This is a genomic window from Azospirillum brasilense (assembly GCF_003349955.1).
Lineage (GTDB): Bacteria > Pseudomonadota > Alphaproteobacteria > Azospirillales > Azospirillaceae > Azospirillum > Azospirillum brasilense_B.
The window spans coordinates 58,421-68,293 of sequence record NZ_QLKQ01000038.1 but is presented as its reverse complement, the minus strand read 5'-3'; the positions used below and the strand labels follow the sequence as shown (position 1 = coordinate 68,293).

Annotated in this window: 11 protein-coding genes; 5 read left to right on the top strand and 6 right to left on the bottom strand. The window is 67.4% G+C overall.

The genetic code is table 11. From position 1 onward, the window contains the following. Positions 1-133 precede the first annotated feature (133 nt). The 4 genes from rplI to rpsF are packed head-to-tail and all read right to left on the bottom strand — an operon-like array spanning position 134 to position 2,400. Complete coding sequence (gene rplI / locus DXK32_RS17635; RefSeq protein WP_014240377.1) at positions 134-700, bottom strand: 50S ribosomal protein L9; 567 nt, start codon at positions 698-700, stop codon at positions 134-136. Next, the gene (locus DXK32_RS17630) at positions 700-1,656 is read right to left on the bottom strand and encodes a DUF2232 domain-containing protein (protein WP_114859710.1); all 957 of its coding nucleotides are present in this window, start codon (positions 1,654-1,656) and stop codon (positions 700-702) included. Before DXK32_RS17630 ends, rplI begins: the two co-directional genes overlap by 1 nt. A gap of 33 nt (positions 1,657-1,689) precedes the next feature. After that, on the bottom strand, positions 1,690-1,962 hold the full coding sequence (gene rpsR, locus DXK32_RS17625) for a 30S ribosomal protein S18 (RefSeq protein WP_014240379.1): 273 nt from the start codon (positions 1,960-1,962) through the stop codon (positions 1,690-1,692). Continuing rightward, positions 1,963-2,400: a 30S ribosomal protein S6 gene (rpsF, locus tag DXK32_RS17620; RefSeq protein WP_035673612.1), complete on the bottom strand. Its 438-nt coding sequence runs from the start codon at positions 2,398-2,400 to the stop codon at positions 1,963-1,965. It lies immediately after the preceding gene. 393 nt (positions 2,401-2,793) lie between these two features. On the opposite strand from rpsF, the gene fabD reads away from it, so the two are divergent. The 5 genes from fabD (at position 2,794) to mltG (ending at position 7,282) form a co-directional block, all read left to right on the top strand. Further along, positions 2,794-3,750 (top strand): ACP S-malonyltransferase, encoded by a 957-nt coding sequence (fabD, locus tag DXK32_RS17615; protein WP_114859709.1) that lies wholly within the window; start codon positions 2,794-2,796, stop codon positions 3,748-3,750. Between the two features lie 8 nt (positions 3,751-3,758). Then, positions 3,759-4,496 carry a 3-oxoacyl-[acyl-carrier-protein] reductase gene (gene fabG / locus DXK32_RS17610; RefSeq protein WP_014240382.1) on the top strand — a complete coding sequence of 246 codons (738 nt, stop codon included), beginning with the start codon at positions 3,759-3,761 and terminating at the stop codon, positions 4,494-4,496. Positions 4,497-4,665: 169 nt separating this feature from the next. Further along, complete coding sequence (locus tag DXK32_RS17605; RefSeq protein WP_014240383.1) at positions 4,666-4,905, top strand: acyl carrier protein; 240 nt, start codon at positions 4,666-4,668, stop codon at positions 4,903-4,905. Positions 4,906-4,991: 86 nt separating this feature from the next. Beyond that, positions 4,992-6,254: a beta-ketoacyl-ACP synthase II gene (fabF, locus tag DXK32_RS17600; RefSeq protein ID WP_114859708.1), complete on the top strand. Its 1,263-nt coding sequence runs from the start codon at positions 4,992-4,994 to the stop codon at positions 6,252-6,254. A gap of 26 nt (positions 6,255-6,280) precedes the next feature. After that, positions 6,281-7,282 carry an endolytic transglycosylase MltG gene (gene mltG / locus DXK32_RS17595; protein WP_114859707.1) on the top strand — a complete coding sequence of 334 codons (1,002 nt, stop codon included), beginning with the start codon at positions 6,281-6,283 and terminating at the stop codon, positions 7,280-7,282. Positions 7,283-7,331: 49 nt separating this feature from the next. Here the strand turns inward: mltG and DXK32_RS17590 are convergent, their stop codons facing one another. Continuing rightward, entirely contained in the window at positions 7,332-7,559 is a 228-nt protein-coding gene (locus DXK32_RS17590) for a hypothetical protein (protein WP_038527730.1), read from the bottom strand. A 264-nt stretch (positions 7,560-7,823) separates the two neighbouring features. Further along, positions 7,824-9,800 carry a lytic transglycosylase domain-containing protein gene (locus DXK32_RS17585; RefSeq protein ID WP_114859706.1) on the bottom strand — a complete coding sequence of 659 codons (1,977 nt, stop codon included), beginning with the start codon at positions 9,798-9,800 and terminating at the stop codon, positions 7,824-7,826. Positions 9,801-9,873 lie beyond the last annotated feature (73 nt).

Sequence of the window (9,873 nt, the reverse complement as noted above, 5' to 3'; positions counted from 1 at the left end):
GGGCGGTGCGTCCGGCGCATCCGGAAGGGGGAGGGGCCGAATGTGGCGGAGTGCGGAAAACGGAAAAGCCGCCTCGCCCCTTTTGGGGGCGGGCGGCTTCCGGACGAGCGGACTGGTCTCGTTGAGCGGGCGGTCAGCCCTCCTCGGAAACCTCGGCCTCGGCGGCCTCGGGGGCCTCCTCGATCTCGTCCTCGTCGTCGCGCAGGTCGGCCGCGGTGACCATGCCGCCGCGGGAGAGCTGCAGTTCAGCCTCTTCCTGCGAGCGGGCGACGTTCACCGTGACGGAGATGCTCACCTCGGGGTGCAGGACGACGCGCAGCTTGAACAGGCCCAGCGTCTTGATCGGGGTCTCGATCGACACCTGCTTGCGGTCGACCTTGTAGCCGGCGGCGTCAAGGGCGTCCGCGACGTCGCGCGGCGTCACCGAACCGTACAGCACGCCGGTCTCGCCGGCCTGACGGATCACGACGACCGTCACGTCGTTCATCTTGGCGGCAACCTGCTCGGCGTCCTTGCGGCGCTCGAGGTTGACGGCCTCCAGGTGGGCCTTCTGCTTCTCGAAGAACGCCATGTTCGCCTTGGTGGCGCGCATGGCCTTCTTCTGCGGCAGCAGATAGTTGCGGGCGAAGCCGGGACGCACCTTCACGACCTGGCCCATCTGGCCGAGCTTCTCGACCCGCTCCAGCAGAATAACTTCCATCACTCGTCCTCCTGATCGGGGCCGGCGGGCCGGAGACGGCGACGCAGCCCAATCCATTGCTCGATCATGCCCAGACCGACCATCAGCACGATCGGCCAACCGAAAAGAAACAGGAACATGTAGAACCCGATGAGGATCGGCAGCTTGGCCGATCGGCGTCGGGCGAACACATGCACCACCGAAAGCCCGGCAAAGGCGAATGGCAGGGACAGGATCAGCGCGGCGTTGACCGCGAGGAACCCGACCGGGTCCGACGCCAGCGAGGCGGCCACCATGGTCAGCAGGAACGCGGTGGCGAGCCACCGGGGCAGCTCCACGTCGTCCAGCCGCATGGCGGGGCGCCGGTTGCGGCCGAACCGCATCAGGACGCCCTGCGCCAGGGCCCCGTTGACGATCGTCATGACGAGCCATGAGATCACCGCGAAGCCCGGCAACACCTCGGCCATCCAGATGTCCTGCGGGTCCGGGGCCGGCTGGCCCTGCGCGGAGAACATCTGGTCCGCCATGCGGCTCAGCGTTTCCCGCACCGCGCCCTCCAGCCCACCGGGCTGATCGAGCGTCAGAACCGCGGCACCCAGAAGGCCCGCCAGTCCCATTCCGGTCAGCGCCATCAGGAGCCGGCCCGGAGGATACCATTCAACACTCCCGTCGGGAGCCGCCCGCGCCAGCAGCGCCTGCCGCACCACCAGGATGACCGGGACAGCCGCGGTCACCAGATAGGCGAGAGACACCAGGACGCTGGACGACACCGCCAGGACCGCCACCGTTCCCACCGCACCGGCGAGAAGGGAGGCGGTGGAGCCGAGCCACAGTCCCGCGAGGAACAGCGGCAGCGGCGCCAGATAGCCCAGGATCAGCGCCCCGAACCCGCCGAACAGAACGGCGAGATAGAAGAAAGCGCTGACCACGCCGACACCGATGGCAGCCGCCAGAGGGGCGGCCAGGGGCGAGGCCATGGGATTGCCTTTGCCTGTTGTCCGCTTCGGTCCTTACTTCACCACGTAGGGAAGCAGGGCCAGGAAGCGGGCGCGCTTGATGGCGCGGGCGAGTTCGCGCTGCTTCTTCGCGGAAACCGCGGTGATGCGGCTCGGCACGATCTTGCCACGCTCGGAGATGAAGCGGGACAGGAGCTTGACGTCCTTGTAGTCGATCGCCGGGGCGTTCGCGCCCGAGAACGGGCAGGTCTTGCGGCGGCGGAAGAACGGACGGCGGGGACCGCCACCGGTGCGGGCCGGAGCGCCCGAGGTCTGCTTGTCGGACATTTAGGCGTTCTCCCCTTCGGCAACGGTGGGCTCCTGGCGACGCGGCGGGCGCGGGCCACGGTCGTCGAAGCGGCGCGGGCCGCGGTCGCCGCGATCGCCGCGGTCACCACGCTCGCCACGGCTCTGCATCATCACCGACGGGTTGGCGTCCAGCGCGTCGACGCGGACGGTCATGAAGCGCAGCACGTCCTCGTTGATGCCCATGTTGCGCTCCATCTCGAGGACGGCGGCGGCGGGGGCGTCAAGGTTGAACAGGGTGTAGTGACCCTTGCGGTTCTTCTTGATCTTGTAGGTGAGCGTCTTCAGGCCCCAGTATTCGGTCTTGGCGACCTGGCCGCCGTTGTCGCGAATGATCTGGGCGAACTGCTCGCCGAGCTGCTCGGCCTGGGCGGCCGAGATGTCCTGGCGCGCGATCAGCACGCACTCGTAAAGAGCCATTGTACTCCCCATGGCTGTTCATGGTCCGGCGCTGCGCCCCATCCCCTATGGACAGGATCAGCCGCCCGGGCCTAGCCGGCGGCACGCGGGCCACCGGCAAGGAGTTATGAAGCGGCGCAGTATGCACAAAAGCCCTATCCCGACAAGCGGAAACACGAGCCGGCCGACGATTCCTCCGCCACTGCCTTTGATGCGCCTTGGAATGACCCTTTTCTCCGTTCGCCTTTGCATCGCACCAATGAAAAAACGCCGAAAAAGCAACAGAAAGGCACCAATTCGACCTCGTCAACGTTGAGCATCGCTTGACTTGCCCGAAAGGCCGGGTATGACTGTCGCCGAATTCAACGGCGGCGTCGCGGGTGGCGCGCCTTATTACTAGGGTTCCCAGACAGCATGACCAGGGCGTTCGTCTTTCCGGGCCAGGGCAGCCAAGCCGTCGGCATGGGCCGTGAGCTGGCCGAGGCGTTCGAGGTCGCGCGGCTCACCTTTGAAGAGGTGGATGACGCGCTGAACCAGCGTCTGTCCCGCCTGATGTTCGAAGGCCCCGAGGCCGACCTGACGCTGACCGAGAACGCCCAGCCGGCCCTGATGGCCGTGAGCGTCGCCGTTCTGCGGGTGTTGAAGGATCAGGGCGGGCTCGACCTGGGCAAGCACGCGGCCTTCGTCGCCGGTCATTCGCTTGGTGAATATTCGGCCCTGTGCGCCGCCGGCGCCTTCACCCTGGCCGACACCGCGCGTCTGCTGAAGCTGCGCGGCCAGGCCATGCAGAAGGCCGTGCCGGTCGGGCAGGGCGCCATGGCCGCCCTGCTGGGCGCCGAGCTGGAACAGGCCCAGGCCATCGCCGCCGACGCCGCCAGGACCCCCGCGGGCCAGACCGAGGTCTGCACCGTCGCCAACGACAACTCGTCGGGGCAGGTGGTGATCTCCGGCCACGCCGAGGCCATCGAGCGCGCCATCGTGATCGCGGCGGAGCGCGGGCTGAAGCGCACCGTGCGCCTGCCGGTCAGCGCGCCCTTCCATTGTCCGCTGATGCAGCCCGCCGCCGACGCCATGGCCGAGGCCCTGGCCACCGTGACGATCGGCGCGCCGGCGGTTCCGGTGGTCGCCAACGTGACCGCGTCGGCCGTGTCGGACCCCAACGAGATCCGCCGTCTTCTCGTGGAGCAGGTGACCGGCATGGTTCGCTGGCGCGAGAGCGTGCTCTATATGAAGGAGCAGGGGGTCGACACGCTGGTCGAACTCGGCTCCGGCAAGGTGCTGTCGGGTCTCGCCAAGCGCATCGACAAGGAATTGGCCGGCACCTCCGTCCAGGGCCCGGCCGACGTCGAATCGTTCCTGAAGACCCTGTGAGGCATTCCATGTTCGATCTGACCGGAAAGAAGGCGCTGGTCACCGGCGCCTCGGGTGGCATCGGGGCGCAGATCGCCCGCGCGCTGCACGCGCAGGGCGCCACCGTCGCCCTGTCCGGCACCCGCGTCGCCCCGCTGGAGGCGCTCGCCGCCGAACTGGGCGAGCGCGCCCTGGTGGTGCCCGGCAACCTCGCCGACGCCGCCGGAACCGAGCAACTCGCCAAGGACGCAGAGGCCGCCCTCGGCCAGATCGACATCCTGGTGAACAACGCCGGCCTGACCCGCGACCAGCTGGCCATGCGCATGAAGGACGACGACTGGCAGTCGGTGCTGGACGTCAACCTGACCGCCGCCTTCCGCCTGTCGCGCGCCGTGCTGCGCGGCATGATGAAGCGCCGCTGGGGCCGCATCATCGGCATCACTTCGATCGTCGGCGTCACCGGCAATCCCGGCCAGGCCAACTACGCCGCCTCCAAGGCCGGCATGATCGGCATGTCGAAGTCGCTGGCCGCGGAGGTCGCGTCGCGCGGCATCACCGTGAACTGCGTCGCGCCGGGCTTCATCACGACGGCGATGACCGACGCCCTGAATTCCGAGCAGAAGGACAAGCTGCTCACCGCCATTCCTTCCGGCCGCATGGGCGAGCCGGGGGAAATCGCCGCCGGAGTCGTGTACCTGGCGAGCGATGAGGCCGCCTATGTCACCGGCCAGACGCTGCACATCAACGGCGGCATGGCCATGATCTGAGGCGGATTCGCTGCCTGAACCACAGGTTCGGACCGGCGTCCGCGGGCGCTGGTCAAGGCTGTAAAAATGTGTTATCGGACGGGGCTTTTTGTGGCAGGAAGGCACGCAGCCGCGTGTTGAGCCGGCCGAATTCGCCCGAGCGGTCTCAAGGATTGGAAGGTCTTAAAAAATGAGCGATGTCGCCGAGCGCGTTAAGAAGATCGTTGTGGACCACCTCGGGGTCGAGGAGTCGAAGGTGACGGAGAACGCCTCCTTCATCGACGATCTCGGCGCCGACAGCCTCGACACGGTCGAGCTGGTTATGGCTTTCGAGGAAGAGTTCGGCTGCGAGATTCCGGACGACGCCGCCGAGAAGATTCTGACGGTGAAGGACGCCATCGACTTCATCAAGGCGAACGCCGCCGCCTGATCAGGCGCTGACGTGAAAGGCCAGGCAGCTTTCCCAAGTGGCCTGGCCGTCGCTGAGTTTTCCGAGGAAAGGTCAAGGAATACCCCATGAGACGTGTCGTCGTTACCGGCCTTGGTCTGGTCACGCCGCTCGGTGTCGGCCATAAGCTCAACTGGGAGCGTCTGACCGCCGGCCAATCGGGCATCCGCGCCATCACGGGTTTTGACGCCTCCGATCTGGCCTCGAAAGTTGCCGGGCAGGTTCCGCGCGGGGATGGCGACGGGTTGTTCAACCCCGATGCCTTCGTTCCGCCGAAGGACCAGCGGAAGATGGATGATTTCATCATCTTCGCCATCGCCGCCGCCCACGAAGCGATCAAGGATTCCGGCTGGGTCCCCCAGACCGAGGAAGAGCGCGAACTCACCGGCGTCATGGTGGGCTCGGGCATCGGCGGCCTGCCGGGCATCGCCGATGGTGCGGTCACGCTGGCCGAGAAGGGCCCGCGCCGCATTTCCCCCTTCTTCATTCCGGCCTGCCTCATCAATCTGGCGTCCGGTCACATCTCCATCCAGCACGGCTTCAAGGGCCCCAACCACGCTGTGGTCACGGCCTGCTCGACCGGCGCGCACGCCATCGGCGATGCTTCGCGCCTGATCATGCTGGGTGACGCCGATGTGATGGTCGCCGGCGGCACGGAAGCGGCGGTCAGCCGCCTGGGCGTCGGCGGTTTCGCCGCCATGCGCGCCCTGTCCACGAATTTCAACGACACGCCGGAAAAGGCGTCGCGCCCCTACGACAAGGATCGCGACGGCTTCGTGATCGGCGAGGGCGCCGGTGTCGTCGTCCTCGAGGAACTGGAGCACGCCAAGAAGCGCGGTGCCCACATCTACGCCGAAGTGATCGGCTACGGCATGTCCGGCGACGCCTACCACATCTCCGCCCCGGCGGAGGACGGCAACGGCGGTTTCCGCGCCATGCGCAACGCGCTGAAGCGGGCCGGGCTCGAGCCGTCGGACATCGACTACGTCAACGCGCACGGCACCTCGACGCCGCTGGGCGACGAGATCGAGCTGGGCGCGGTGAAGCGTCTGTTCGGTGCGGCGATGGACAACGTCGCCATGTCCTCCACCAAGTCGGCCATCGGCCATCTGCTGGGGGCCGCCGGTGCGGTCGAGGCGATCTACTCGATCAAGGCGATCAACCACAGCCTGGTGCCGCCGACGCTGAACCTTGAGAACCCGTCGGAGAGCTGCCTCGGCGTCAACCTCGTTCCGAAGGTTGCGCAGGAGCGCCGCGTGCGGGCCGCGCTGTCGAACTCCTTCGGCTTCGGCGGCACCAACGCCTCGCTGATCTTCAAGGAATTCGCCTGAGCGGCGAAGCATCGCGGAGACCGCCAATGGGTTGGGGCCTCCGAATCGCGGCGGGGGCGTTGACCGTCCTCACCGCGGGCAGCGGCTTGGTGTTCTGGGGTGCCCTCCGCGTGATGGCCCCCGGACCGCTTGAGCACGCCGAGACGGTGGTCATTCCGCGCGGCAGCGGGCTGGAAGCCATCGCGCTGACTCTGGAGGATGCCGGGGTCGTCGACTCTCCGATCCTCTTCCTCTTCGCCGCGAAACTCCAAGGGCCGTTGAAGGCGGGCGAGTATGCCTTCCCTGCGGGAATCAGCGTCGATGGCGTTCTGGAGATGCTGCGCCAGGGCAAGACGGTGGTCCGCCGCTTCACGGTGCCGGAGGGGCTGACCTCCGCGCAGGTGGTGGCGTTGCTCGATGCCGAGCCGGCGCTGACCGGCGAGTTGAAGACGGTTCCGAAGAACGGCACCGTACTCCCTGAAACCTATCACTATTCCTACGGCGATTCGCGTTCGTCCCTGGTCGAGCGGATGCAGCACGCCATGACCCAGGCCTTGAACGAGGCGTGGAAGAACCGCGGCCCGGACCTGCCCTACGAGACTCCGCAGCAGGCCCTGACCATGGCGTCCATCGTGGAGAAGGAGACCGGCGTCGCGGCCGAGCGCGCCAAGGTGGCGGGCGTCTTCGTCAACCGCCTGGAGACCGGGATGAAGCTCCAGTCGGACCCGACCGTGATCTACGCGTTGACCGACGGCAGCGGCGAGTTGGGGCGGACCCTGACCCGCAACGACTGGAAGTTCGAGTCCCCTTACAACACCTACGTCGCGGCGGGGCTTCCGCCGGGGCCGATCGCCAATCCGGGGCGGGCGTCCATCCAGGCGGCGCTTCATCCGGAGAAGCACGACTTCCTGTATTTCGTCGCCGACGGCACCGGGGGGCATGTCTTCGCGAAGACCCTGCCGGATCACAACCGCAACGTCGCCAAGTGGCGCGAGGTGCAGCGTCGGCAGTCCGGTGGAGCGGGCAACGGGGACTCGCCGCAGGATTAGCGGTCCCCTGTTCCCGAGCGGAAGGCCTGCCCGAACGCAACGCCTCCGGTCAGGCGGCGTTCGACGCCACCACGTCCAGGGCGACGACACCGCCCAGCGCGCCGTAGCTCTTGCGGGCGGCGCGCATCTTCTCCAGCGATTCCATGAGGCTTTCCTCGGCGAAGCCGGGGGCGAGCTGCGCCAGCTCCTGTTCCGTCAAGGTGATGAAGGCGTCTAAAAGGCGCGCGTGGATGCGGCACGCCTGGCGGACTTCATCGGCGACCATCGGTGCTGGCATGGTAGGCTCCCAATCACGGAATAAAGAGAAACACGGTCCGTCCGTGCGTGGGAATTCTGTCGGGTTGTGGTTAATAGAGCATTAAATGCAATTCATCTTCCGGACAGGAAGAAGAGTTACCACTTCAGACGAAAAGGGTGAAAATTGGACGATTTCGATTTTGGTATGTGACAGAGTTAGGCCGACTCTTGTGACTTTCGAATATTCGTTTTTGAGCGGTGCGGCGGTCCTTCGTCCGGTGAGGGGCGAAGGACCGCCGAAAAATCAACGACGGATTTCCTTGTCGAGGTTCAGCTCCGCCTTGGCGCCCTGGATGCGCGCCCGGTAGACCAGCATGGCCTCCATCACCCGCTGCACGTAGTTGCGGGTCTCGTAGATCGGGATCAGTTCCAGCCAGTCCACCGCGTCGATGGCCTCGCCGCGCGGGTCGCCGTAGGTGTCGATCCATTGGCGGACACGGGTCGGGCCGGCGTTGTAGGCGGCGATGGCCATGATGTAGGAGCCGTTGAAGCGGTCGATCATGTCCGCCAGATAGGTCGAGCCGAGCCGCACGTTGTAGTCCGGGTCGCTGATCAGCTTGGCGGTATCGTGCTTGACGCCGAGCTTGCCGGCGACCAGCTGCGCGGTTCCGGGCATGAGCTGCATCAGTCCGCGCGCCCCGGCCGACGACACCACGCGGGTGTTGAAGGTGCTCTCCTGCCGGATGATGGCGTGCACGAGGGCGATTTCCGGAGCGGACGGCCGGCTCTCGATCATCGGGTAGCCGGCTTCGACCAGGAACACGTCGTTCTGCGCGGCGTCCTTGGCGGCGGCGACGGCGAGGTCGCGGCGCCCGACCTCGCGGGCCAGCTTGGCCGCCAGCACATAATCCGCCGGTTCCTTGGCGTCGAGGCTGATGCGGCGCAGGAAGGCGGTCACCCGCTCGTCGGTGTTGCCCTCGATCTCGGCCAGCAGCTTGGTCACGCGGACCACCTCCCGCCGTTCGAAGGCGGTGGCGTCGGCGTTGGACACGCGCGGTTCGGCGGGCAGGGCGATGCGCCCGTTCCCGGCGTGGCGGGCGGCGAGCTGGCCGTAGAAGGTTGTCCCGTACTGGGCGGCCTTGGCGTACCAGTCCTTGGCCTGCGCCGTCTGGCCCAACGCCTCCGCCGCGCGCCCGCACCAGTAGGCGCCGCGCGCCTTGCTGATCGGCGCGCCGACCGAGCGGTAGAGCTTGTGGAAATGGTTGAAGGCGCTCGACGGATCGTCGAGGAAGCGCAGCGCCAGGAAGCCGGCGAGGAATTCCGCCTCCGCAGCACCGTTGCCCTCGGTCTGACCGTGCGCCGTCACCAGACGGTAGGCGAGGTTGTGGTCGCCGTTCACCATGGCGCGGCGGGCCAGGATGTGGCGCTCCGTCCACCAGGCCTGCGGGCGGCCCATGTCCTTGGGCGCCTGCGCGATGATCTCCAGCGCTCCGGCGTCGTCGCCCTTGCGGCGGCGGTAGCGGGCGCGGTCGAACAGCAGGCCGGGATCGGTGCGCAGCGAGGCGGGGACGCGGGCCAGCGCCGCGTCGGCGTTCTTGGCGTCGCTGTCCAGGGCGATCCGCGCCTCGATCAGCAGGTCGTAGGCCTCGTCGAAGAAGGGCAGCATGCGGCGCACCGCGGCTTCCTGGCGCTCCCACAGCAGGCGGTCGATGCGCGCCTTGTGCTCCTGCGGACGCAGGTGCGAGCGGTAGCGGGCCAGGAACTGCTCCTCGTCCGCCGACGTGAAGTTCGCCTCCACCCAGCGGTCGCGCACCATCCGCACCGCCCGCTCGGCGTTGCCGGTCGCCAGCAGCGTGTCGGCGTGGCGCATGAAGCCTTCGTTGGACAGGGGCGGGTACTGCTTGAACCAGGCGAGCACCCGGTCCTCGTCCAGGTCGATGGGCATCGCCTTTTCCGCCTGACGGCGAAGCTGCGCCTGGTTGGGCCAGTCGCCGTTCTCGCGGATGAAAGCGGCGATCTCGTCGAAGCTGCCGCCGCCGGGAGTCGCCAGGGCCATCCAGCGGATCACCTTGGCCGGCAGCTTGTTGGAGGCTTGTGCGGCGATGCGCAACGCCTCGTCGTGGCGGTCGTTGTCGGCCGCCTTGAAGGCCTGCCGGTAGACGGCGAGGTCCTGCGCCGTCAGGCTGGCCGCCCCGGCGGGCTGAGACAGCACGATCAGCCCCAGCAGGGCGGCGGCGATGGCGGAACGGGTGGCGGAACGGGTGGCATGTCGGATGATCATCCGGGCGCTCTTGCTCGGGGGAACGGGTGCGGCTAAGGTGCGCGACACTTTTCTTGTAGTCCGTCGGAGGTGG

Excerpts from the sequence above, each read along its gene's own strand:
- DXK32_RS17630 (WP_114859710.1), bottom strand. The coding sequence starts at position 1,656 with ATGGCCTCGCCCCTGGCCGCCCCTCTGGCGGCTGCCATCGGTGTCGGC.
- mltG (WP_114859707.1), top strand. The coding sequence starts at position 6,281 with ATGGGTTGGGGCCTCCGAATCGCGGCGGGGGCGTTGACCGTCCTCACC.
- rpsR (WP_014240379.1), bottom strand. The coding sequence starts at position 1,962 with ATGTCCGACAAGCAGACCTCGGGCGCTCCGGCCCGCACCGGTGGCGGT.
- DXK32_RS17605 (WP_014240383.1), top strand. The coding sequence starts at position 4,666 with ATGAGCGATGTCGCCGAGCGCGTTAAGAAGATCGTTGTGGACCACCTC.
- DXK32_RS17585 (WP_114859706.1), bottom strand. The coding sequence starts at position 9,800 with ATGATCATCCGACATGCCACCCGTTCCGCCACCCGTTCCGCCATCGCC.
- fabG (WP_014240382.1), top strand. The coding sequence starts at position 3,759 with ATGTTCGATCTGACCGGAAAGAAGGCGCTGGTCACCGGCGCCTCGGGT.
- rpsF (WP_035673612.1), bottom strand. The coding sequence starts at position 2,400 with ATGGCTCTTTACGAGTGCGTGCTGATCGCGCGCCAGGACATCTCGGCC.
- fabD (WP_114859709.1), top strand. The coding sequence starts at position 2,794 with ATGACCAGGGCGTTCGTCTTTCCGGGCCAGGGCAGCCAAGCCGTCGGC.
- DXK32_RS17590 (WP_038527730.1), bottom strand. The coding sequence starts at position 7,559 with ATGCCAGCACCGATGGTCGCCGATGAAGTCCGCCAGGCGTGCCGCATC.
- fabF (WP_114859708.1), top strand. The coding sequence starts at position 4,992 with ATGAGACGTGTCGTCGTTACCGGCCTTGGTCTGGTCACGCCGCTCGGT.
- rplI (WP_014240377.1), bottom strand. The coding sequence starts at position 700 with ATGGAAGTTATTCTGCTGGAGCGGGTCGAGAAGCTCGGCCAGATGGGC.